At 46.2% G+C, this 22,534-nt stretch carries 22 protein-coding genes and 1 riboswitch; of the genes, 13 read left to right on the top strand and 9 right to left on the bottom strand.

Annotated features, from left to right (window positions below):
• Positions 1-102 precede the first annotated feature (102 nt).
• On the top strand, positions 103-981 hold the full coding sequence (locus tag BBG47_RS07335) for a DMT family transporter (RefSeq protein ID WP_065291218.1): 879 nt from the start codon (positions 103-105) through the stop codon (positions 979-981).
• Between the two features lie 314 nt (positions 982-1,295).
• Here the strand turns inward: BBG47_RS07335 and BBG47_RS30380 are convergent, their stop codons facing one another.
• A complete protein-coding gene (locus BBG47_RS30380; protein WP_217492498.1) occupies positions 1,296-1,424 on the bottom strand; it encodes a YjcZ family sporulation protein in 129 nt (42 codons plus the stop codon).
• 226 nt (positions 1,425-1,650) lie between these two features.
• Between BBG47_RS30380 and BBG47_RS07330 the strand changes: the two genes are divergently transcribed.
• From BBG47_RS07330 to BBG47_RS07295, 8 genes are all read left to right on the top strand, one after another.
• Positions 1,651-2,061 (top strand): DMT family transporter, encoded by a 411-nt coding sequence (locus tag BBG47_RS07330; protein WP_083189134.1) that lies wholly within the window; start codon positions 1,651-1,653, stop codon positions 2,059-2,061.
• Positions 2,062-2,397: 336 nt separating this feature from the next.
• On the top strand, positions 2,398-3,618 hold the full coding sequence (locus BBG47_RS07325) for an MFS transporter (RefSeq protein WP_083189133.1): 1,221 nt from the start codon (positions 2,398-2,400) through the stop codon (positions 3,616-3,618).
• A 153-nt stretch (positions 3,619-3,771) separates the two neighbouring features.
• A complete protein-coding gene (locus tag BBG47_RS07320; RefSeq protein ID WP_065291182.1) occupies positions 3,772-4,707 on the top strand; it encodes a TetR/AcrR family transcriptional regulator in 936 nt (311 codons plus the stop codon).
• 148 nt (positions 4,708-4,855) lie between these two features.
• On the top strand, positions 4,856-5,434 hold the full coding sequence (locus BBG47_RS07315) for an SCO family protein (protein WP_065291181.1): 579 nt from the start codon (positions 4,856-4,858) through the stop codon (positions 5,432-5,434).
• Positions 5,435-5,744: 310 nt separating this feature from the next.
• Positions 5,745-6,113, top strand: coding sequence for a glyoxalase superfamily protein (locus BBG47_RS07310; protein WP_065291180.1), 369 nt, complete (start codon positions 5,745-5,747; stop codon positions 6,111-6,113).
• Between the two features lie 55 nt (positions 6,114-6,168).
• Positions 6,169-7,239: an undecaprenyldiphospho-muramoylpentapeptide beta-N-acetylglucosaminyltransferase gene (locus BBG47_RS07305; protein WP_065291179.1), complete on the top strand. Its 1,071-nt coding sequence runs from the start codon at positions 6,169-6,171 to the stop codon at positions 7,237-7,239.
• A gap of 153 nt (positions 7,240-7,392) precedes the next feature.
• Complete coding sequence (gpmA, locus tag BBG47_RS07300; protein ID WP_065291178.1) at positions 7,393-8,124, top strand: 2,3-diphosphoglycerate-dependent phosphoglycerate mutase; 732 nt, start codon at positions 7,393-7,395, stop codon at positions 8,122-8,124.
• Between the two features lie 158 nt (positions 8,125-8,282).
• Entirely contained in the window at positions 8,283-9,362 is a 1,080-nt protein-coding gene (locus BBG47_RS07295) for a lactonase family protein (protein WP_065291177.1), read from the top strand.
• A 117-nt stretch (positions 9,363-9,479) separates the two neighbouring features.
• Here BBG47_RS07295 and BBG47_RS07290 read toward each other — a convergent pair whose 3' ends face one another.
• The 4 genes from BBG47_RS07290 to BBG47_RS07275 form a co-directional block, all read right to left on the bottom strand.
• Positions 9,480-10,409 (bottom strand): DMT family transporter, encoded by a 930-nt coding sequence (locus tag BBG47_RS07290; protein ID WP_065291176.1) that lies wholly within the window; start codon positions 10,407-10,409, stop codon positions 9,480-9,482.
• 179 nt (positions 10,410-10,588) lie between these two features.
• Positions 10,589-11,371, bottom strand: a complete 783-nt coding sequence (gene pdaA, locus BBG47_RS07285; protein ID WP_065291175.1) for a delta-lactam-biosynthetic de-N-acetylase — start codon at positions 11,369-11,371, stop codon at positions 10,589-10,591.
• A 119-nt stretch (positions 11,372-11,490) separates the two neighbouring features.
• Positions 11,491-11,802: a hypothetical protein gene (locus BBG47_RS07280; protein ID WP_065291174.1), complete on the bottom strand. Its 312-nt coding sequence runs from the start codon at positions 11,800-11,802 to the stop codon at positions 11,491-11,493.
• Positions 11,803-11,956: 154 nt separating this feature from the next.
• Positions 11,957-13,138 (bottom strand): GNAT family N-acetyltransferase, encoded by a 1,182-nt coding sequence (locus BBG47_RS07275; protein ID WP_065291173.1) that lies wholly within the window; start codon positions 13,136-13,138, stop codon positions 11,957-11,959.
• Positions 13,139-13,377: 239 nt separating this feature from the next.
• Positions 13,378-13,558, top strand: a riboswitch (FMN riboswitch).
• A gap of 103 nt (positions 13,559-13,661) precedes the next feature.
• Between BBG47_RS07275 and BBG47_RS07270 the strand changes: the two genes are divergently transcribed.
• Positions 13,662-14,582 (top strand): DMT family transporter, encoded by a 921-nt coding sequence (locus BBG47_RS07270; RefSeq protein ID WP_065291172.1) that lies wholly within the window; start codon positions 13,662-13,664, stop codon positions 14,580-14,582.
• Positions 14,583-14,704: 122 nt separating this feature from the next.
• On the opposite strand, the gene ytaF is transcribed toward BBG47_RS07270, so the two are convergent.
• Positions 14,705-15,346: a sporulation membrane protein YtaF gene (gene ytaF, locus BBG47_RS07265; protein ID WP_065291171.1), complete on the bottom strand. Its 642-nt coding sequence runs from the start codon at positions 15,344-15,346 to the stop codon at positions 14,705-14,707.
• A gap of 77 nt (positions 15,347-15,423) precedes the next feature.
• Complete coding sequence (locus BBG47_RS31195) at positions 15,424-15,636, bottom strand: DUF3973 domain-containing protein (protein WP_021253678.1); 213 nt, start codon at positions 15,634-15,636, stop codon at positions 15,424-15,426.
• A gap of 307 nt (positions 15,637-15,943) precedes the next feature.
• On the opposite strand from BBG47_RS31195, the gene BBG47_RS07255 reads away from it, so the two are divergent.
• Positions 15,944-16,651 (top strand): DUF1232 domain-containing protein, encoded by a 708-nt coding sequence (locus BBG47_RS07255; protein ID WP_254659770.1) that lies wholly within the window; start codon positions 15,944-15,946, stop codon positions 16,649-16,651.
• Between the two features lie 107 nt (positions 16,652-16,758).
• On the opposite strand, the gene BBG47_RS07250 is transcribed toward BBG47_RS07255, so the two are convergent.
• Positions 16,759-18,969 carry a GH92 family glycosyl hydrolase gene (locus BBG47_RS07250; protein ID WP_065291170.1) on the bottom strand — a complete coding sequence of 737 codons (2,211 nt, stop codon included), beginning with the start codon at positions 18,967-18,969 and terminating at the stop codon, positions 16,759-16,761.
• A gap of 208 nt (positions 18,970-19,177) precedes the next feature.
• Here BBG47_RS07250 and BBG47_RS07245 point away from each other — a divergent pair, with 208 nt between their 5' ends.
• On the top strand, positions 19,178-20,056 hold the full coding sequence (locus BBG47_RS07245; RefSeq protein WP_065291169.1) for an AraC family transcriptional regulator: 879 nt from the start codon (positions 19,178-19,180) through the stop codon (positions 20,054-20,056).
• Positions 20,057-20,204: 148 nt separating this feature from the next.
• Here BBG47_RS07245 and BBG47_RS07240 read toward each other — a convergent pair whose 3' ends face one another.
• Positions 20,205-20,849, bottom strand: a complete 645-nt coding sequence (locus BBG47_RS07240; RefSeq protein ID WP_065291168.1) for a metal-dependent hydrolase — start codon at positions 20,847-20,849, stop codon at positions 20,205-20,207.
• Positions 20,850-21,067: 218 nt separating this feature from the next.
• Here BBG47_RS07240 and aspA point away from each other — a divergent pair, with 218 nt between their 5' ends.
• Positions 21,068-22,486 (top strand): aspartate ammonia-lyase, encoded by a 1,419-nt coding sequence (aspA, locus tag BBG47_RS07235; protein WP_094183139.1) that lies wholly within the window; start codon positions 21,068-21,070, stop codon positions 22,484-22,486.
• Positions 22,487-22,534 lie beyond the last annotated feature (48 nt).

Raw genomic sequence — 22,534 nt, 5'->3', positions numbered from 1 at the left:
AAATGTAGAAGGGTAGTAAGGCTGCGTTCTATGAAATTCATTCACCAGGAGAGGTACATTAAGGAGGTTGTCATCGTCTTGAAATGGAATAACTCGCTGCCAATGATGAAAATGATCATATCCATGTGCATCTTTGGCTCTATCGGATTTTTCTCCGAGCATACTGGATTACCGTCAATGGAGCTTGTCTTCATACGATGCATTTGCGCAACATTATTTCTGGGAATTTGCTGGGCGGCTTCAGGCCAATACCGGCGTGAACAGTGGAGCAAACGGGAATTGCTGCAAACGATAGCTTGCGGTGTATTTCTTGTGGGCAATTGGGTGTTCTTGTTTAAGTCCTTCGAGTGGATGTCGATTACGATTGCGATATCGATATATCATTTGGCTCCGGTAATTGTCGTGCTAGTTGGAAGTATCTTATTCAAGGAAAAATTAACGGTCTGGTCTATTTTATCTGTGGGGATATGCTTCGTCGGTACCGTTCTTGTTATCGGTATCGAAGGAGGCGCAAGCATGGATGAGCTGTTCACATCAGGGGTAGTGTGGGCATTCATGGCAGCCGTGTTTTATGCAATGACCACATTGTTAGGCAAGGGTGTTGTCCAACTAAGTGGGTATGCGATTACGATTGTGCAGACTAGCCTTGGGATCGTGCTGCTGCTGCCGTTCGTTGATATGTCGTCTTATGGTGCATTAACATGGAGCAATTGGTTCGCAATCGTGGCGACTGGGTTCATTCATACCGGATTTGTATATTTATTGTTTTTTGACAGTTTGCGAGAGCTGCCTACACGAGTCATTTCAGTACTCGTATTTCTCGATCCCGCCGTGGCAATTTTACTGGATACGTGGATCACTGGATTTCGGCCGACAGGGATGCAGATAGGGGGAATCGTTCTCATCTTTGCAGGTATGGCATGTGCAATGATAAAACCTAAAGCCAAAGCGAGGCTTAGCTATGATGGAACGCAGCATTGAATACATGACCATATCCATTTTGCAGCGATCATGCAGTGATCACCGCAGGAAAGAAGTATATAGAACGATCATGGATGAATGACGGTTCCTTTATGAATGAATCCATATAAACAGCTTGTCAGATGTTAAAAATGCTTGGACAGAAGGACAAGATGAACGAATCTACGAAGACGGTAGCGAGTGCATTGTTCGCCATACCGGGCGGGTGTGCTCAAGGGCACTATATCGCAGACGCATTATTTGAATCTAATAGGTGAAGAAGTAGGAGATAGAAGAACAACCCCGGCTGCAACAGCCGGGGTTGTTGGCGTAAATTAGAAACCGAAACCGCAGCCAAAGGAACGGGTAATAATGACGAGTAAAATGAAGAGAACGAGAATTACGCCGATGCTAGTAAAACCTCCACCACAAAAGCCTCCAACTGAACCACATACTTCGGACATGTTCATTGGCTCCTTTCGTCATGCATTTATCTTACGTTATAAGTGTATGTAGGTCAGAAGCATGGTGACTAGACGAATGGAGGGAAGAGAACGCCTAATTTGGGGCGAGTGGCTATGCTGTTTGACAAGGTGCTCGTGATGCAACATAATAGCTCTATTGTGCCTATTCTTCGTGAAGTCAATAGGCGAAGAACGATAGATTTGGGGGAAATGCTGTGATGCAATTATGATGAGTTGGCTTTACTTAATCGGTGCGATTACATTGGAGATTATCGGAACCATCTCAATGAAGATGTCGAACGGTTTCACAAGACCGGTTCCTTCCATTCTCATGATTGTTTGTTATTTGCTTGCGTTTACGAGCTTGAATTTCTCACTGAAGCAGATTAATGTTAGTGTCGCTTATGCGATATGGTCGGGTGTTGGTACTGCAGCCATTGCCGTTATCGGATATTATTTCTTCTCTGAGTCAATGTCTTGGATTAAGGTTGTATCGATCTTGCTTATTATTCTCGGCGTAATTGGTTTGAATTTGCAAGGAGGCAGTCACGAAAGCCGTCCAGCCGAGGTGACGCCGCAGTCCATTGATACAGTTGCTTCTCCGGTGACTGCAGAGGACGCATCAACCACTATCTAAGGGAATATATTTAGCGGAACCAGACAATTGTTCTGCACAAGGTCAGGAGGAAACACCTTCTGCCTGTATAACTTCCTTAAGGAGCTTGATAGCAAGGGTGAAGGAATTCAACATGTCTGATCCCATTATATCTATAATCTTTCAATCTCATGAATTGAACGGCAGCCCTCGGCGAGTTACCTCGTCTGAGGGCTTTTTTTGTAGATGGCAACAGAAGTATGGGGAGCACAGGGATTGGCAATGGAGTTTGACATTCTGGAGTCGAGTAGAGTACTATGGGTTTTGACTGTATAGTCATAAATAAAACTTTCGGGTTCTTAGGAGAGGTGGAGAACATTGTCAACAAAAAAGCAAGGTTCAGGTTCGCTTGTTATCCTCATGGTCAACATGTTCATTGCTATGGTTGGAATGGGGCTGATCATTCCGATTATGCCGAAATATGTGACGGCGTTTGGGGCTACGGGTCAAGCAATGGGGTATTTGGTGGCGGCATTTGGATTAACGCAATTTCTGTGCTCGCCGATTGCAGGCGAGTTGTCAGACAAATATGGCAGGAAGCTGCTAATCGTAACGGGAATTGGATTATTTACCGTTTCACAGCTACTGTTCGGTATGGCTGAACACATGTGGATGTTGTATGTATCACGACTGCTAGGCGGAATGTCAGCAGCGTTAATGACACCTCCGATGATGGCCTATGTAGCGGACATTACGACGGAAGAGAAACGGGGGAAGGGGCTCGGCATGCTGATGGCTTCCATGACGCTCGGCGTTGTCATAGGGCCTGGTATCGGAGGCATGTTGGCGGAGTACGGAATACGAGTTCCTTTTTACGCAGCAGCAGCACTTGCTGGATTGTCCACGGTAGTCTCTTTGTTGTTCCTGCCTGAATCTCTGTCTGTCGAGGAACGGATGGCAGCGAGAAGCAACACGAAGAAGAAGGATAATTTGCTCCGACAGATGGCCGCTTCTGCGAAGGCGCCGTATTTCATGCTGCTTGTGCTGGTGTTCGCATTAACGTTCGGATTGCAGAATTTTGAAGCGATATTTGGTTTGTATGTTGATGTGAAATATGGATTTACGCCGAAGGATATTTCCTTAATGATTACACTAGGTGCGATAATCGGAGTCATCTGTCAAGCTGTCCTAATTGAGCGCCTGTTGCGAACATTCGGTGAGAAGAAGATTCTGCTCACGATGTTTGGATTATCTGCCATCAGTATGATTTTGCTATTGTTCGTTTCGAATTATTTTCTTATTTTCTTTGTTACGATGTTGTTCTTCGTGGCAACATCCATCGTACGGCCTGCTATCAATACGCTATTGTCGAAGATGGCAGGGAATGAGCAAGGGTTCGTTGCGGGAATGAACAATGCTTATATGAGTCTTGGAAATATTATTGGGCCAGCGATTGCAGGAATTCTGTTTGATATTCATGTTCAGATCCCCTATGCATTCGGCGCCATTGTGTTGCTTGCAAGTGCGGGCATGCTTGTTGGCTGGAAGCGGGATGCAACTTATTCCACTGCAGCAGAACGCGGAGAAATGGTTCGATAACAAGTGTATCATGGCTCAATAAGAGTAGGTGATAAGCTTATCTTCATATGTCCAATCCCCTGTGGTTGCAGGTAATGGCCACTTTTTGTTATGATATTGAGAACTCAGTAGTCATATTAAGAACTTATTAGGAATGAAGTGTGGAGGACAGCAATGGAAGAACATATGCCAGAGAAGAAGAAGCAGATTCTATTGTCGGCTATGAAATTGTTTGCATCCAAGGGATACGTACAGACGACGATGCAGGAAGTCGCTTCCTTCTGTAAAATGTCAAAAGGAAGTGTGTATCAATATTATAGTTCCAAGGATGAGCTGCTGCTGAACATCTTCATGTATCAATCCAAATTATTGAAGGATCGCTTGCTGATGGTGGAGCGCGAGAAACAGCCCAATCCTCGTGAAAGGTTAGTAAGCAAAATCGGGGTTTATATTCACATCTGGAACGAACATCCTGAATTTATCAAGATGCAGATGCGGGATAATACGGAGCATACCACAAGCAAAGAGCTTCGTGAACACATGCAGCAAATGAGTAAGTTTAATGTAGAGACGCTGATGGAATCCTTACAAGATATATATGGGGAGCAATTCAGCCCTTATATGCTTGACAGCGCAACATTGCTCAGCAGTCTGATTTTTACCTATATGTATATGAAGCTATTCGACAATGTTCCCATCGAGATGGACAGCATCAGCAGGTTCATTGTTACAATCATGGATTATGTAGCCGAGGGGATGTTGAAGTATGGACCGGAGCCGCTACTGAATGGAAGCATGTTCGGCTTCGGGGATGAGGAGCATCTGAAGCCAAAGCAATTGCATCCGCTTGTGCTTGTGAAGCAGCTGCGTGAGGCTGTAGAGAGCATGGACATTGATTCGACAGAGAAGGAAAGCTGGAATAAGCAAGATGTTCTGGATTCTATTCAAGTGCTAGAAGAAGAACTGCTGCAAGTACGTCCCCGTAAGGTGATTTTGCTTGGAATGCTGTTAAATTTGAAAGAGATTGCACCTCGGACTTCCTTGTATGAGCGCCTATGCAAATCTATTGAAGCATTGTCCGGAAGTACACCAAGTACTCTTCGCCAATAAGCGGGGAGTGTTTTTTTTGCACACTCGAATGTATGCATGAAAATGTCACAATATCGTAGCTTAATAGGGGCGAAGATGGTAAAAATAGACTTGCAATTACGATACAATAAGAGTAAAAACGATGTGGTATCGTAATGTGGAGGTCGGTATGAAGAAGATACTTGTAAGTAGTGTAATCACTATAATTATGATCGTTCTAGTCGCTTGTGGCGGCAAGCCGAAGCCGAATGATTACGACTGGAAGGTTACTGCATTTGAGGCGGTTGATCAAGACGGACAGCCTTTTCGTACCGAGCAAATGAAAGGGAAGATATGGCTCGTTAACTTTGCGTTTACAAGCTGCACTACGGTATGTCCACCTATGACCTTCAACCTGACAGAAATTCAACAGAAGCTAAAAGAAAAGGGAATTGAAGACGTACATATACTATCATTCAGTGTCGACCCTTCTATTGATACGCCGGCAAAGATTAAGGAGTTCCTTGGTAAATATAAGGCTGATACAACTCATTGGCGCTTTGTCACGGGTTACAGTCAGGCGGCGATTGAAAAATACAGTCTTGAGATGTTCAAATCACAAGTGCAGAAGGTGGAAGGCGATGATCAAGTGGTTCATACAACCTCAGTCTTCCTCGTTGATCAAGAGGGAACCGTGTTCACTCGCTACAATGGATTAGAGCCGCCAGCGGATAAGATTGTTGAGGATGTTAAATCACTGCTAAAGTGATCCTGATGAGGTAGAGTGCACGCTGTGGTCAGCTTGATCATGTATTGAAATCCCATTAGAAATGAATGCGCATGGAACAATCGCAATTAATAGGCTTATTTATTCGTGAAACGTAATGATAACGGCACAGGAGCTACTGCTCTTGTGCTGTTTTTGTTGAAGGAGGTAGCAGTCAAGAGTCAGTCAAGAAGACGAAGGGGAATGGGTTCGCAAAGAACGAAGCGGGAACATTGTGAGTGTGCAACCAAATTGTGGTATCATTTCGATAGTAAATCATTGTGATATCTTGAGTCGAATAGGGGGAGTTTTCATGGAGGATATTTCGTTTCGACCAGCTATACCGATATTGCGAATATTCGATGAGCATAAAGCACGTGAATTTTACGTAGATTTCTTAGGGTTCCGTATGGAGTGGGAGCATCGTTACGGAGATAATTTCCCATTGTACATGCAGGTTACCCGCGGCAATTGCATACTTCATTTATCAGAGCATCATGGGGATTGCTGTCCTGGCTCGGCAGTACGAATTGAAGTTAGCCATATACGGCAGCTGCACGCTGAGATGTGCGGCAAGCAATATAAATACGCGAAACCTGGACTTGATCCGGATGAACATGAAGTGTGTGTCACTGATCCATTTGGCAACCGAATCAATTTTTATGAACAGGTGAGTTCTTAGAGATACGCGTTGTGCGGATCGGTCCATTTACAGATAGAAGGCGAGGTGCCTGAATGTGACAAGACGCATCCTTTTTACTGGTGGAGGAACGACAGGACATGTGGCTGTGAACCTTGCTCTCATCCCTAAGTTTATCAACAGAGGATGGGAAGTACGATACATTGGTTCCCGACATGGAATCGAGGCAGAACTGATTGCTGGCTTAGATGGGGTAGAATACTGCAAGATTGCAACGGGCAAGCTGCGCCGATATTGGGACTGGAACAATGTGAAGGATCCATTCCGTGTATTGAAGGGGACATGGCAGGCGTATCAATATATCCGTACATATCGGCCTGAGGTGGTCTTCTCTAAGGGGGGATTTGTATCTGTCCCCGTTGTTATTGGTGCTTGGCTGAATCGTGTACCGGTTATCATTCATGAATCAGACCTTACTCCGGGATTGGCGAATCAGATGGCCTTGCCCTTTGCCACGAAGGTATGTGTTACGTTTCCGGAGACGATAGAACATGTGAAGCAGCGAAAGTCTATCTATGTGGGAGCAGTTGTTCGTTCTGAGCTGCTGCTGGGCAGTAGATCCAGAGGGTTGAATGCATGCGGCTTTACGCGTACGAAGCCAGTACTCCTCTTCATGGGCGGAAGTCAAGGCTCTAAACGATTGAATGAGCGAATTCGGAGCAGCCTGCCGAAGTTACTGGAACAATATCAGATTATACATATATGTGGAAAAGGGAATATCGATTCTTCCATTACGTATCGCGGCTATCGACAATACGAATATATGAAGGAAGAGCTTGGCGATGCGCTTGCAGCTGCTGAATTGGTCATTTCAAGAGCAGGTTCCAATGCAATATTTGAGTATTTAAAGCTGCAGATTCCTATGCTGTTGATCCCATTATCTATGAAGGCGAGCAGAGGAGATCAAATACAGAATGCCAGCTCTTTTCAATCCGCCGGTTATTGCCATGTACTGCTTGAAGAAGAAATGGAAGGAACCGCATTTATGGACGCCATTCATAGCGCTTATGCCAATAAAGAAGTGATGCGGGAGAAGATGAAGCATTATCGTCAAGACGATGCGATCGATCAGCTGTTAGACGTAATCGACTCTGTGGCCGAGCGGTAGCCAGGAGTAGGGGATAAATCTATATGGATTACATTGGTTTTCATTATTGTTTCATACCCTTTCATTTTGGTTAAAAAAAGAATAGAAGGACATGATCAAATATGATTATCTAACATAGCATGAACGTGGCTCGCTCACAGAAAGGGGCAACAAATGGCTAAACTTGTACTGATTCGACATGGACAAAGCGTATGGAATTTGGAAAATAGATTTACAGGTTGGACGGACGTCGATCTGTCTGAACAAGGTCTCGTTGAAGCGAGACAGGCGGGTGAGATATTGCGCCAGCATGGATTCGTCTTTGACACTGCGTATACTTCTGTGCTGAAGCGGGCCATACGAACCCTATGGATCGCACTGCATGAGATGGATCAGATGTGGATTCCTATCCACCATACATGGAAGCTGAATGAACGTCACTATGGGGCACTGCAAGGATTGAATAAGGCAGAGACAGCAGAGAAGTATGGGGAAGAGCAGGTTCATCTGTGGCGGCGGTCAGTGGATGTACGTCCACCTGCATTGGAGCCGACCGATTCACGCTATGAAGCAGCAGATCGGAAATATGCTTCCTTGCAGCCGGGTCAATTCCCGCTAACAGAGAACTTGGAAGATACGGAGAAGCGAGTGCTTGCTTATTGGCATGAGACCATTGCTCCGGCAATTCAAGCAGGGGAGCGGGTCATCATTGCTGCTCATGGCAATACACTGCGGGCGCTTGTGAAGTATTTGGACAACATCCCTGCCGACGGCATTGCAGATTTGAACATACCAACAGGGACACCGCTTGTGTACGAGCTTGATGAGAAGCTGACACCAACACATCGATATTACTTAGGGCCAGATGGGAAAATCCCAGCAGGCATTATCCCTGAGCACATATAAGCAACGTAAAAGAGGAGAGCGCCAATTGGTGGCCCTCTCTTTATTTGATTGTGTTGATTGAGCCTCGGATGTTGATATTCCGCTGTACCAAGTGTAAAGTAGAGACACAATATCAGTTCCTATATTACATAAGGACAACACCGAAGGGAGTTACATACATGGAACAACGTATGTTAGTGTTTGTTGGATCGTATGCTGAAGCAGATTCTTCTGGACTTTATGTATACTCGATGGATGAGAATACTGGTCAATTGACGAAGCTGGATGAAGCAGCAGGGTTGAAAAATCCAACGTTCATCAATGTCGATGTTGATCAGCAGAAGCTCTATTCCATTGGAGAATGTGTCATTGAAGATGGTTCGAAGACGGCGGAGGTAGTTAGCTTCGCAATAGATACAGCTTCAGGCAAGCTGACGCAATTGAACCGCGCCTTCTCACTTGATGCTCCGACATGCCATATTCAACGAGACTCTCAGAGCCGTTACCTGATTGTTGCCAGCTATCATGGCGGCCGCATTGGATTGGTAGAGCTCCTAGAAGATGGACAAGTAGGAAGCCAGCTTGATGTACAGCAGCATCACGGCCATGGCCCGCATCCGAATCAGAACCAGCCGCATCCGCATTCTGCATTTTTCAGTCCAGATGAGAAGTATATCTACGTGTCTGACTTGGGGATTGACCGGGTGAAGTGCTATTCCATAGATAAGGAGCGCCACGTGCTTGTTCCGCACGGTGAATATGAGGTTCCAGCAGGATCTGGGCCGCGTCATTTGACATTCCACCCGAATGGTCAATTCGTCTACGTCATCAATGAATTGAATTCAACGGTGAGTGTGTTCTCGTACGACGCGAGCAATGGTGAGCTCCATGCGATTGAGACGGTATCGACACTTCCTGTGGACTTCGATGGCGAGAGCTACTGTGCAGAGATCGCCATTTCAGAAGATGGAAAGTACTTGTATGGATCCAATCGTGGACACGACAGTATCGTTGTATACGAAGTACAGCCTGACACTGGCAAGTTGACGACTGTACAATTTGTTTCAACTGAGGGAGGTCATCCCCGTCATTTTGCATTGACACCTGGAGGAGCGTATTTGCTGGCTGCTAATCGGGACTCGAACAATATTGTCGTATTCCGTGTAGATAAGTCGACAGGTATGATTACCTCTACTGGACATTCCGTTGATGTGTCCAAGCCGGTATGTGTGAAGCCGGTGTACTACGTCAAGAAGTAATTTCTCTCCAGCGTTCAGATAGGGCAGTAAGGATAGAAGAAGCCGATATTCGCATCTGCGAGTATCGGCTTTTTGTCGTAAACGGTTGAATGATACGATTGAATGGAATGTAGTTGATTAGGATACCGAACGAGTCGTGTTCGCGTCCATTGCTGCGGCCGGAGTGGAGTGGTTCTCCCGTCGTTCACTCATGAGGAATATCCATACCCCAGCAATGAGAAGCACACAGGCAATAAATTGGGTAGTCGTTAATGATTCTCCCAATAGAAGCCACGCGAGAACGGTAGCACCTACAGGCTCGCCGAGCACACTCATCGAAATCGATGTGGCACTGATGTACTTCAACAACCAGTTGAACAGCATATGTCCAAGCACGGTTGGGATGACAGCCATTAATGCGAATAAGAGCCATTCTCTAGCTTCATATCGAATAAAGGAGTAGCCTGCGGAAAGGTTGTAAACAGCCAACGCCAGACCAGCTACGAGAAAAACGGTAAAGTTATATACATAAGACGAGACGCGCTGTCGCAAATCCTGACCTAGCAGCATGTGTATGACGACCGAAATCGTACCCAGGATAGATAAAATATCTCCATATAACGCTTTCCCGGAAATGGCCATATCACCCCAGCCAATGAGCAGCATGCCGCATAGAGCAATCCCGATACCGATTAATGAATTGCTCGTCGATCGTTGTTTGAAAATCCAGAATGAACCGGCCATCACAAGAATAGGTTCCAAGGCAAGCAGAACGGTCGAGCTGGCTACCGTCGTATAGCGCAGCGACTCCATCCAGAGGAGAAAGTGCAAACCGAGGAAGAAGCCTGACAGGCACAGCCGCAACCAATCATTGCGCTGAACAGAGTTCCATTCGGATCGATATGTCCACGCCCAGGGCAGAAGCACGATATTCGTTATCAAGAGACGATACATGCCAATGACAGCGGCGGGGGCAGTTGACCATTTCACAAAAATGGCAGAGAAAGAGATTGCGATCATACCTACGATGAGCAGGGCATACAGTTGCGATGGTTTTCTTGAAGACATGAGCAGAAGACACCTCGGTATATGAATGAAATGGTAATCACAATGTGCTAGTATACACCAACTGCTCCCATCTTGAAATAAAAATCATGATTATCAACTTAAAAAGGCTGTGGACGAATAACCGTCCCCAGCCCTGAATAGCACATCATCAGCTTGTGATGAGCAAGTGAAGATAACTTCTATTTGGATTTCTGCACGTTGAGTTGATCGAGGCTTGCAAATTCATATCCTTGTTGACGTGCGCCATCAATAATGGCACCTAGAGCCCCGGCATTATCCTTCGATATGGAGTGTAGCAGAATGACCGCACCAGGATGAAGTTGCTTTACAACCTTATCATATGCATAGCTCGTTCCCCGTTGGGCATTAACATCCCAATCCAAGTAAGCCACGGACCAGAATACATTCGTGTACCCCATATTCTTCGTGATGGCCAGAGTCCGGTCATTAAAGATACCACGTGGTGGTCGCAGAAAAGGCATATCCTGCTTGCCCGTGACAGCTGATACAGCCTGTTTGACCTTATCCAGCTCGGTTCGAATCTGTTCATCCGATATGGTAGTCATATCTGGATGACTCCACGAGTGATTGCCGATCAGATGTCCCTCATTAATCATTCGCTTCAACAGATCTGGCTGTGTATTTACATAATGTCCAGTAACGAAAAAGATGGCTGGAACCTTCTTCGCCTTCAACGTATCCAGAATTTGAGCTGTGTATCCATTTTCATATCCATTATCGAAGGTTAAGTAAATCATTTTTTTGTTTGTATCACCGAGAAAAATAGCTCCGTGCTTCTCAATCGTCGGTTTGAAGCCTTCCTCGTCAATCGAAGGAAGCTTGCCGTTTACACTCTTCTTGAATCCAAAGTGAAATGCGGGACCCTGTCCGGCGTATGCGGCTGGCTGAATGCTTGCGGCAAGCAAGCAGAGGAGAGCAGTGGCAATCAGAATGCGTTTCATATGCAAATATACTCCTTGATGTAGGTTAGAATCGGTCAATCATGGCTTACTATTCCATATTTGCAGTAAACTTATACGCACTGATACCCATGCATTCCTAATGCGAATACGAGCAATCCTTATTTGTTGTGAGCCTGCTTCATCTTCTCCAACTCTTCCGACACGACGAAGGCAAGATCTTCGTTGTTGTACATAGACAGCACGGCGAACAGAGTGTCGTCAGGAATCGGTCCGGCCTCCTCCTTCGGAACCGTAAGATCAATTGCCTGCTGCAATCGATAGTTGTCGCCCTGCTTCGGGTATGCGCGATGATAGAGCTCGGCTGGATCAAGATCATGGTTCACACACCATTGTGCAAAGATAAGAATCATCATTTGCTCATCACGTTCATAATTGTCGATAATTTGTTGTTCTACTTCACTACGCGTCATTGCAAAAACTCCCTTACAAAGATTCATACAGCTTATTATAACGAAGATGAATTGTGATTCACAATCCTATTGCTCAATTGAGAGGGAGAGACGCTGCAACTGATCGTACCGTCATGCCAATTGGAGATGGATGTTCATACTTACTTCGCTTAGCTTAGAAAGCGTCGGATATATACGGATGAAGTCGGGGAACGAACTGCTCTAGAATTTCAATACTGTTGATGGAACCCGCAATAAATCCGTTATCGAACAATTCGCATGGTCGCTGATAACCTAGCAGCATGGTTGTGAGTGCTCTAATGTTCATGGACAGGGTGTTGGTCGTGTTGACAGCGGTAAGAACCTGATTCCTATCTTGAGAGTGAATAGCAGCTTGCCCGTTGTCAAAATGAATGACAACATTGTTCCACGGAGCCTGGTCGTCACTTATGTATATAGAGAGGGGAAGGTGTACAGGTACAGGTGCAAACGTATATTGCTGTAGAAATAAAGTGATATCTACAATTCGTGCCATGACAAATGGTTGTATGGTACGCACAATTCGTGGAAGGTTCAAGGCAAAAAACAGGCGCTCATTCTCACAAAGACGCATATTTACTTGCTCTAGCATAGAATCATGCTGACAAATATAATTCCATAGCCCCTGTCTAGAATCCCTTGTAACGCACATGAATTCATGTACATGCATAGCATTGTTTTTTATCTCATACAACATATACCCTTGAGGATGCGAATGCTCGTCATAATACACCGCCGCGGCGCGATTATGATAGTGATCAAGCCACCATTCGTGATCGCGAACGATCATACCTGAATGCTGCGATGACCATGCGTCATATACCGTTTCAATATCTATAGAATGCGTATCCTTGGTATAGCGGCGAACAACGCCTGTCGGTTCAGGGTTAAATGGAATAAGATCATGACGGGTAAATTGGCAGGTCATGCGGTCACTGAAGACTTCCCAGCCTGCTTTGCGATAGAAGGGGATGGAGAAAGGATAGAGCATGGATATAGAAGTTCCCGCGGCCTGCATCACACGTAGTGAGTGGTGCAGCAATTGCTTGGCATATCCTTTGCGTCGAAATTCAGGATAGGTGGCAACCCCACCGATTCCCCCCATTTTCAGCTTATTCTGACCAATATAGATGTGAAAAGGAAGGATATGAAGCTTCGCAGCGAGCTTGCCTTCATCGTATACACCAAAAATCTCATGTTTCCCCATCTTATGCAAATATTCATCATAGTCTCCGGAATCAACGCTGTACTGGAAAGCATACTCGGATAGCGATATGGCTTCAGAAAACTGTTTCTTGTTCAAACGAACAATTGACATGAACAATCCTCCTCAATATATGATTGTGCAGCTATATATGATCTATTGTAGATGAAATAGACAGAGATGCAATGATTGAGTGAAGAAGGTTTGGTTGAAAACTTGGGAGTGGTAATATATGCAAATGGTGAAAACTTTCATGAAAATGCGAAATGTCATATTGCTCAATCTGAAAATCTAGATATAATGAAGTCAGGGCATGTCAAGGACATAACAACATGCTACTATGTGGATTGAATATGGATCTTCAGGGCAGGGTGAAATTCCTGACCGGCGGTATGGGTGCAGCTGCGCCCGAGCCCGCGACTCGCTGTTCGCTTACTCGGTTACTTGTAACATGTAAGCATAGAACGGATGAACAGCGACTGACTTGGTGAGAAGCCAAGGCCGACGGTATAGTCCGGATGGAAGAAGATCTCGCACACGTTGTTTGGTACAACTGCATACAACAACAGGTCTAATGCGAATTTTTCTCTTCTGCATGTCTAGATCCTATATTCAACAACCTTGGAGGTTATTGAATATGGAACATCGTATCCAGGCCGACACACGCATGAGCGGCTCCGCAAGAGGAGTATGGTTCGTCGCGATGGGAGCGGCACTGTGGGGGATTGGCCCACTGTTCCGGGTATGGGTCATGGAGTCTATGACTTCCACCCAAATTGTATTGATTGAGCATCTGATGCTCGCCTTGTACGCGATACCGGTATTATGGATGCACCGGAAAGAGCTGCGCAACTGCACATGGAAGCATGTACTGGCATTGCTGTTCCTGTCATGGGGCGGCTCAGTAATAGCCACCATTATGTTTACAGAAGCATTTGCACATGGTGATGCGAATGGAGTACTGCTATTGCAGAAGCTTCAACCAGTCTTTGCTATCATTTTAGCGCGGCTGTTGTTGAAGGAGACACTTCCGCGTCGCTTCTCACTGCTGCTTATTCTTGCTATTATCGGTACGTATTTATTGACTTTTGGATGGTCATTGCCAATTGGGCATTACAATGAAGTCATTGGCTTCAGCAGTCTATTGGCACTTGGAGCAGCATTCCTATGGGGCGGTTCCACAGTTATGGGACGGTTGCTTCTCGACAAAATGGAATATGAGACGGTCACATCGCTGCGATTTGTGATGGCACTCCCTCTGCTCATTGTGCTGACATCATGGGAGTCGCCAAGCTGGAATTTCGCCGCATCAGAATGGGGAACGCTGTCGTTCTACATCTTCTTGCAGGCCCTTCTTCCAGGATTGGTTAGTCTCTTGCTGTATTATCGCGGTCTATCCACTACTAAGGCCTCTTATGCGACTCTAGCTGAGTTGTCATTCCCATTGGTAGGGATGATGATGAACTGGTTCGTGTTCCATCAGGCGGTCACTGCAGCGCAAATTTCAGGCTTCGTTCTCATCTGGATTGCGTTGTATATGGTATCAAGACAAAATTAATCGGCGGTGGCAGTGCAATGATTCTTAATGAAGTTGCTGTCAATCGTCTTCCATAAATGATAAGAGACCCTGTCTGCTATGCCTTGAACGCATAGCAGACAGGGTCTCTTATGTTAGTTAGGTTAGAAGAAAGAATTGATAGCGACAAGAATGATGATAGCTCCGCTTAGCACCGTGCTGAATTGTCCTACTGTATAGCGTCCTATGCGAATGTTGGCCATCTTCTGCCCAAGCACGGCACCCAGCCACAATGTGACAAAACTGCCGATCGCTGCGGTTAGGGATATGGCGAGCGGTGATAATCCGATAAGTCCAGCACTTAGGCCATTTGTAAGCGCATTGGCAGACAGTGCAACGCCAAGCACAGCTGCTTCCCATAAGTTAATCGTCCCCGATTTATCCTTATCCGCTTCCTCTGGTCTCTGCAGCATTCGTTCTAGTGAAGAGTTTGAATTAGCTTCATTGCTTGCTTCTACTGCTGTGGTCTCCGTCGAGTTTCCATGGTGAGAGGTCAGTAGAACAATGCGGATGCCGACAATAAGCAGGATGAATGCGGCAAGCAAGGTAGGCAGTATACCAGGAAGAACCTGCGATATCCATTGACCGAACATGAGACCGGCCATACTGAAAATGAAGCAGATGAGCGAAATGAATAGATTCGAAAGCACTCGAATTCGTATTTTCCGTATTCCGTACGATATTCCCACCCCTAAATTATCTATACTCGAAGCGACTGCTAATCCTAAAATCATAATCCATTGCATGATGAATCTCTCCCTTGGTTAATTCCCTTGATTCGAAGTTATAAATGGTTGTTTATCGAATGTCATTTGCCGTCCTGTCAATCGTGAAGCATCTGCAGCACAGTTTCCCTCGGAGGCACGAACACTAGCTGATGCTCACTTCCTGCTGAATAGGGCAGGGGGGGGTTCGAATGACAATCTCCAAGCTGGAATTTGCGTTTGCTCATCTCATCTACATAGAACACATTCCGAAATACTACCGATGTGCCATCCTCTTGATGGACTTTGGAACATTGCAGGCAGTAATACATAGCTGTTCAACTCCTTATTGTGGGTATAATCCGGTGCCGCTTGCAGCACTGTTGAGGTATCATATGTCACGATGTTGAGAGTTGTGAACCGGAATCGCCGAAATGTTGAAAAAAAATCAACAGAAGCTGATTGGCCTGTGATAGGAATCAACCGCATGCTGATGGGAGATGTGTTGAGGTATTGCAATGAATGCTTATCTGTCTACATCTGTGGCCTTCCTCGTTCAAACTTGGTCATACGTTGATGTCAAATTTATGGGGTAGGCTAGGCGAACTTATGCATATACATGTCATAATGAGAGCGAGAATGGGCAGTAGAATGTGCCTGCGACAAGGGGGGATAACCATCGGACAGAACAACCCACTCGGTGACATGTTGAAAAAATCGATGAAGGAGCATTCGCTCTCCATGCGCAAATTGGGGGAGCGGACTGGAATGGATACCGCTACGATTTCTCGAATTATTAACGGCAAGCAACCCGCTAAGATACACCATCTAACTTCATTTTCCAAGCATTTATCAATTCCCGTTGAACAGCTCATGGAGGCGGTTGGCGTCGAGTTCGGCAAATTGAGCACGGTACCAGTGGTACCGATTGGAGATGAATTACAGGAGGATAGCCTTCAATTCATACTCAAGTCCATACAGCTGCTTGATTATCCATTCACGAAGGAGCATGTACGTCTAGAACTGGATAAATACGAGCAATACGCGCAAACCAATGAAGGAGATCGAATGATTCGCGACAATTTCCATGCCAAGGTGAAGGAAGTAAGCGGTTGGGGACCATTTATCGATCAATTGAATGATACGTACACCCAATATTGCAGCGAACAAGGAACAGTAGAAGAACGTGCCGTATTAGGAAGCGCACTGCTGTATTTCATTTTATCGGCAGACATTATTCCAGATTATCTGTTCCCAATTGGATATATTGATGATGTGATGGCAGTGCAGTTGGCGATGGAGAGACTGACGGCCCTTCAGGCTGCAGAGCGCATTGTAGAGAAATAGGGGTGTTCCAGGTCGGATGTTGACCGGAGCACCCCTAGTCTTGTTTCATTCTTGTTCGTTAATATCTACGCAATGAGCTTAATCAAGTTCGAGACGATGTGGCATCCTTATGCTCTTGACATTGCATATGGAAGGGTCGCATCCTCATATTGCTGCTGTTGTGGTTCTTCTGACATCGTGAAGGACAACGAAGCCCCATTCTTCAACTGCTCGTGATTAATATACAGGTTGGATACGTGCTCGCCATTTACTTGTACACCTGCTACATATTTCGTCTCCGAAGAGTTGTTCGGCGCCTCAATGACAATCTGTTTGCCGTTGTCCAGGTTGACAGTCATCTTCTTGAACATTGGTGTCCCTAGTACGTATTGCGGTACCCCTGGTGTAAGAGGGAAGATGCCCATTGCACCGAATACATACCAAGCTGTCAAGCTGCCGTTATCCTCATCGCCAGGCAAGCCGTCAGGCTGAGCACTGAACAGTTCGTCCATCGTCTTGCGCACCCAATATTGAGTCAAGGATGGGTAGCCTAACGCGGTATACACATATGGAATATGGAAGCTTGGCTGATTGCTGATCGCGAACTGACCGAAGTCAATCGCAGCCATTTCCGACATTTCATGAATTTCGAAGCCATAGGACCCTACCTTGAATTCTGGATCTGCTGCGAACAAGGCATCCAGTCGCTCCTTCAACTTCTCGCGTCCGCCAATCAGGTCTGCCAATCCAAGAAGGTCATGCTGCACAGCCCAGCTGCTCTGCCATGCTCCACCTTCCGTATAAGGGCCACCCCATTCTGTAGCGTCGAACGGCTCCAGCCAGCTTCCGTCTTCGAGTTTACCGCGCATGAAACCGATTGTTGGATCATACAGGTGCTTGTAGTTGCGGGCACGTTCCATCAATTGCGCATATTCCGCATCGCGTCCCAGATGCTTCGCAATTTGTGCAATACAGAAGTCACCGTACACATAATCCAGTGTATTGCAGACACTCTCATGGGTATGGATGTCAGCAGGCAAGAAGCCATGCTTCAAGTACTCCTGCATTCCTTTGCGTCCTACACGATGATCATCCGCTACAGTCATCGCATGCTTCAACAAACCTTCGAAGGCAGTGGCAACATCAAAACCAGTAACGCCTTTGGCTACGGAATCTGCGAAGCTGACGTCGATCAACGTACCAGGCATCATGCTGCGCTCACCTGGGGAAGCCCATTTCGGCATCCATCCGCCTTCCTTATAAGCATTCACCCAGCCCTGCATCATTTCATTCATGAAGGACGGATAGAGCAGGTTGTACAGCGGGAACGAAGTACGGTACGTATCCCAGAATCCAATATCTGCGAAGAGAGGGCCATCTTCAATCTTCCCATTGTACGGGCTGAAGTGGATTTGCTTATCATTCGCATCAAATTCATGGATTTGATGTGGGAACAGGGAAGTCCGATACAGACAAGTATAGAACGTATCCAGCTTGTCCTTGTCATCACTCTCGACCTGAATGACGCCTAGCTGCTTCTCCCATACATCTGCAGCCAGCTTCTGTACTTCATCGAAGCTGCGCTCGCCGATTTCGCGATTGAGGTTGATGAAGGCCTGCTCTTCACTGATGAATGAAGTACTTACCTGAACGTGAACAACACGGTTGGCTGGCACGTGCAGTCCTACATATGCACCGAGGCGCTCATCTGTACCAGACAAGCCAACAACCGGCTTGGATTCATGGTTCGTCAATCCGCTTGCATCTGCATCGATTGCGCAGTCGAACTTCACAACGAAGTACATGCGATAATTGTCAGGGGTTCCTCCAGCCTTAGCCGTCGTGTAGCCTGTCAGTGTACCGTTCTTCGGATCAATCTTCATCGAAGATTCACCAGGGAATGGAGACAGGATTAGACGAGACTGCTCAGGACGGTCAAAGGTCAGACGCACGCTTGCGCAGCGCGTCGTTGGCGTCAATTCCAATGTAGCCTGATAGCGCAGCATCCGAACCTTGAAATAGTCAGGACGCACGATCATGTCCTGTCTGCGGAAAGAGGAAGAACGCTCAGGTGCCCAAGCTTTCAATGGTCCGGATTGCGGCATAAATGTCATATGTCCGTAATCTCCAATCCAAGGGCTCGGCTGGTGGGTAAGACGAATGCCTTCAAATCGATTGTGATTCGGGTTGAAGAACCAGCCGCCACCGGCTTCAGTCGTCTGTGGACTCCATGCATTCATAGCAAATGGCATGGAAATAAGCGGCAATGTGTTCCCGTTGGAATAAGGATATATCGAATCCGTACCTTGAAGTGGGTTTACGTGAGATAGCAAGCTCATCGGTGTTCGCTCCTTTGTAGACAGTTGCGCAGGAGGAGCAATGAATACTCCCATCACACAACATATTAAATGTTATATCAAATATGACTTACACAATGTATTATATGACATAATTTTATTTATCTCCTATCATTAATTTAAAAAAACTCTCAACTTTTATGATACAATAATCTTAGCAAACAATCGAAAGATAAGAGGAGGTGAGCGGATGTATCCATACAATTTACAGGGGGATGAGGAGATATATGGAGACTTTCCGTTCACACTGAAGATCCATCATCTTGAAGCACCGGTTCCCGCTCATGTGCATCATTTTATTGAGTTTACATACGTTATAGAGGGTTCAGGCAAGGAGTTGATCAATGGGGTAGAGAAGGAGCTCACTCCAGGAACCTTCACCCTTGTATTCCCGCATCAGGTTCATGAGTTGGATATACGGGAAGGAGAGGAACTGAAGCTGTATGTTGGGGCAATCGGACTTAAGGCCTTCTTTGGGGCTGGAGAATCTCTGCTTGCGCTTCACAGCTTGCTCAAAGGCGCAGAGGGCGACAGCAATACGACATACCATCTGGATCCAAGCACCGCTGAGCGCATTCATCTGCTGCTTCAAGACATGTTTGAGGAAATGCAGGAGCATAAGCCTTGGAGCCGGATGATCTATCTTGCGAAACTTACCGAGCTATTCGTGTGGTTCGACCGATATCGTATCTCCCACCTTCATGAGGGTGCCCATACTGGCGAGGATCATTTGCGAAGGGGAATGTGGGAGGTTGTCTACTATGTATACCAAAATTTCAAAGAAGAGATTACGCTTGAGTCCTTAGCGCAAAAGTATAATTACAGCTCGTCCTATATTAGCACGGCCTTCAAGCAAATGGTCGGAGAGAACTACTACTCCTTCTTAGAGCGGATACGAGTGGCACATGCATGCAACTTGTTAATCAGTACGGATATGAAGATAACGGAAATAGGATTTGAGGCAGGGTTTCGTTCATATCCGACCTTCAATCGGGTATTCCAGAATCGAATGGAGACGAGTCCAACGAAGTACCGACAACAAAATCATATCGCATTACTAAAATCATGATAAAAGGAGCCTCTATCGCGATAAGTACTATTGTACAACCGCTTAGAGGCTCCTCGCCTAGTTAATGATGAAGGCTATGGATAGTTGCATGGGACATCACATCATTGTCATGATACGGAACGGGTTGACCGTCTAAGAGACAGCGCCATTACAGACGCAGCTTAATCGACCGCTTATATAGTGGATAAAACCACTTCACACCACGAGGGGTTAAGGTATCTGCAATGAGATGGGAACCGTAGCCAAGTAAGGATACGAGCGCAATTCCTTCGAGCTCCAAGTGTTGTTCTAATCCCCAGCCAATAGCTCCCCATAAAAGAGCAGCCCAGATGGTGTGGGATAATCCCCGATGATTCAGCCATGGCACCCAGGCAACGAATACGCCCAGGCCGATGAGCCAGCTCCAGCCAAGCAGGATGCCGCCTATGAGCATGCTCCCACCGACACAGCTGACGATGATGTTGCGAATTAACCCTTCCTTCGCTACAAATCCGAGCAGAAGCACTACAATTGTAAGAACGATGGCCTCTTGGCTTAACGAACCATTCGCTCCATATTGATAGATGGCACCTGCAGCACAGCATACGCCAAGCCACATCAATAGTGTATGTACCCGTTTGGCAGCCTTGCCAATTCGTCTGCTTAGTATGCTTGGGCCATCAAGATCCGCGCTCAGCGCAGATAACGCAGCAACTGCGAGGTAGATGGACGCATTCTGAATGGAGAACGGGTAATGCGCCGCAGCTGCGGCTCCGATAGCCACACCGATACTAAGGTGTGTTGAACCTTTCATACAATCTCCTTTCTATACGTGCACACGTCGTTCATCAAGGCAAACATACGTTTGCTAATCTATTATAATTCGATTCATTAAAAAATGAAATATAATGATTTTTCAAATGATAAATTGAACATTTATGGAAACAGTATTACAATCAAAGCGAGCGTTGCTTTTTCTGTCTTATACATGAACCTACTACTCATGAGAGAAGGAAAGGGAATCCAATGATTATGAACCCGACTCGTATCGAAAAAGACTTTTTAGGGGAAAAAGAAGTACCAGCCGAAGCCTACTACGGTATTCAAACACTACGCGCCGTAGAGAACTTTCCAATTTCGGGCACGCGGATGAACAAGGAATTGATTCGTGGCTTGGCTATCGTCAAGAAGGCTGCCGCCCTTGCCAATATGGAGGTGAAGCAGCTTCAAACAGACACTTGCAATGCGATCGTACAAGCCGCTGATGAGATTATTGGCGGTCAATGGCATGATCAATTCATCGTTGACCCGATTCAAGGCGGGGCAGGCACGTCGATGAATATGAATGCGAACGAAGTTATTGCGAACCGAGCGCTTGAATTGCTTGGCAAAGCGAAGGGCGACTATGCAAGCCTAAGCCCGAACAATCATGTCAACCGTTCGCAATCGACGAACGATGCATTTCCTACTGCAATTCATATTTCTGTCTTAACGCTCGTAGATAAGCTGCTCATTGTTATGAAGGAGCTTCACAGCGCATTTTGCAGCAAGGCCAAGCAATTCGATCATGTCATTAAAATGGGGCGCACACATCTTCAGGATGCGGTTCCGATTCGCTTGGGACAGTCCTTCGAAGCATACAGTCGTGTTCTCGCGAGAGATATGCACCGTATTGAGCAATCGAAGCAGCATTTATATGAAGTGAATATGGGCGCAACGGCTGTGGGAACTGGCTTGAATGCAGATCCGCGATACATTCAGCGTGTCGTTGAACTGCTTGCTGAGATTAGTCAATTGCCGCTCGTGCATGCGGAGCATCTTGTTGATGCAACGCAGAATACGGATGCGTATACTGAAGTATCTGCTGCGCTCAAGGTATGTATGATGAATATGTCGAAGATGGCCAATGACCTGCGTTTGCTTGCATCAGGTCCACGAGCTGGCTTTGGTGAAATTCGATTGCCGGCACGCCAGCCAGGTTCATCCATCATGCCGGGCAAGGTGAATCCGGTTATGTGCGAAATTGTCAATCAAGTAGCTTTCCAAGTGATTGGCAACGATCATACGATCTGTCTTGCCTCGGAAGCGGGTCAGCTTGAATTGAACGTCATGGAGCCAGTACTTGTATTCAACCTGCTGCAATCGCTGAGCATGATGCAAAATGTGTTCACTGTATTCCGTACCCATTGCTTAGAAGGAATTGAGGCGAATGAGGAACGCTGCCGTGATTATGTGGAGAACAGTGTAGGGATTATTACAGCACTCAGCCCGCACCTTGGTTATGAAGTGTCAGCCCGTATTGCACGGGAAGCAACGGAGAACGGCAAGTCAGTTCGGGAGCTATGTCTGTTGTATAACGTATTGACAGAGGAAGAGCTGGATACGATTCTGGATGCACATGAAATGACGAAGCCAGGAATTGCTGGTGCTGCCTTGTTCGAGCGGGAATAATTGTATAATAAAGAATGTAAGGGGCTGTCCCATAAGTAGGTTTTTACT

Origin of the sequence: Paenibacillus sp. KS1, assembly GCF_001680695.1 — a bacterium.
Taxonomy (GTDB): domain Bacteria; phylum Bacillota; class Bacilli; order Paenibacillales; family Paenibacillaceae; genus Paenibacillus_B; species Paenibacillus_B suaedae.
Note: the sequence above shows the minus strand (reverse complement) of the source record. Positions and strands in the feature narration are given on the sequence as shown.

Bases quoted from the DNA above. Each gene is read 5' to 3' on its own strand.
- BBG47_RS07335 (WP_065291218.1), top strand. From the start codon at position 103: ATGATGAAAATGATCATATCCATGTGCATCTTTGGCTCTATCGGATTT.
- BBG47_RS30380 (WP_217492498.1), bottom strand. From the start codon at position 1,424: ATGTCCGAAGTATGTGGTTCAGTTGGAGGCTTTTGTGGTGGAGGTTTT.
- BBG47_RS07330 (WP_083189134.1), top strand. From the start codon at position 1,651: ATGATGAGTTGGCTTTACTTAATCGGTGCGATTACATTGGAGATTATC.
- BBG47_RS07320 (WP_065291182.1), top strand. From the start codon at position 3,772: ATGGAAGAACATATGCCAGAGAAGAAGAAGCAGATTCTATTGTCGGCT.
- BBG47_RS07315 (WP_065291181.1), top strand. From the start codon at position 4,856: ATGAAGAAGATACTTGTAAGTAGTGTAATCACTATAATTATGATCGTT.
- BBG47_RS07310 (WP_065291180.1), top strand. From the start codon at position 5,745: ATGGAGGATATTTCGTTTCGACCAGCTATACCGATATTGCGAATATTC.
- gpmA (WP_065291178.1), top strand. From the start codon at position 7,393: ATGGCTAAACTTGTACTGATTCGACATGGACAAAGCGTATGGAATTTG.
- BBG47_RS07295 (WP_065291177.1), top strand. From the start codon at position 8,283: ATGGAACAACGTATGTTAGTGTTTGTTGGATCGTATGCTGAAGCAGAT.
- BBG47_RS07290 (WP_065291176.1), bottom strand. From the start codon at position 10,409: ATGTCTTCAAGAAAACCATCGCAACTGTATGCCCTGCTCATCGTAGGT.
- pdaA (WP_065291175.1), bottom strand. From the start codon at position 11,371: ATGAAACGCATTCTGATTGCCACTGCTCTCCTCTGCTTGCTTGCCGCA.
- BBG47_RS07280 (WP_065291174.1), bottom strand. From the start codon at position 11,802: ATGACGCGTAGTGAAGTAGAACAACAAATTATCGACAATTATGAACGT.
- BBG47_RS07275 (WP_065291173.1), bottom strand. From the start codon at position 13,138: ATGTCAATTGTTCGTTTGAACAAGAAACAGTTTTCTGAAGCCATATCG.
- BBG47_RS07270 (WP_065291172.1), top strand. From the start codon at position 13,662: ATGGAACATCGTATCCAGGCCGACACACGCATGAGCGGCTCCGCAAGA.
- ytaF (WP_065291171.1), bottom strand. From the start codon at position 15,346: ATGCAATGGATTATGATTTTAGGATTAGCAGTCGCTTCGAGTATAGAT.
- BBG47_RS31195 (WP_021253678.1), bottom strand. From the start codon at position 15,636: ATGTATTACTGCCTGCAATGTTCCAAAGTCCATCAAGAGGATGGCACA.
- BBG47_RS07255 (WP_254659770.1), top strand. From the start codon at position 15,944: ATGGGCAGTAGAATGTGCCTGCGACAAGGGGGGATAACCATCGGACAG.
- BBG47_RS07250 (WP_065291170.1), bottom strand. From the start codon at position 18,969: ATGAGCTTGCTATCTCACGTAAACCCACTTCAAGGTACGGATTCGATA.
- BBG47_RS07245 (WP_065291169.1), top strand. From the start codon at position 19,178: ATGTATCCATACAATTTACAGGGGGATGAGGAGATATATGGAGACTTT.
- BBG47_RS07240 (WP_065291168.1), bottom strand. From the start codon at position 20,849: ATGAAAGGTTCAACACACCTTAGTATCGGTGTGGCTATCGGAGCCGCA.
- aspA (WP_094183139.1), top strand. From the start codon at position 21,068: ATGAACCCGACTCGTATCGAAAAAGACTTTTTAGGGGAAAAAGAAGTA.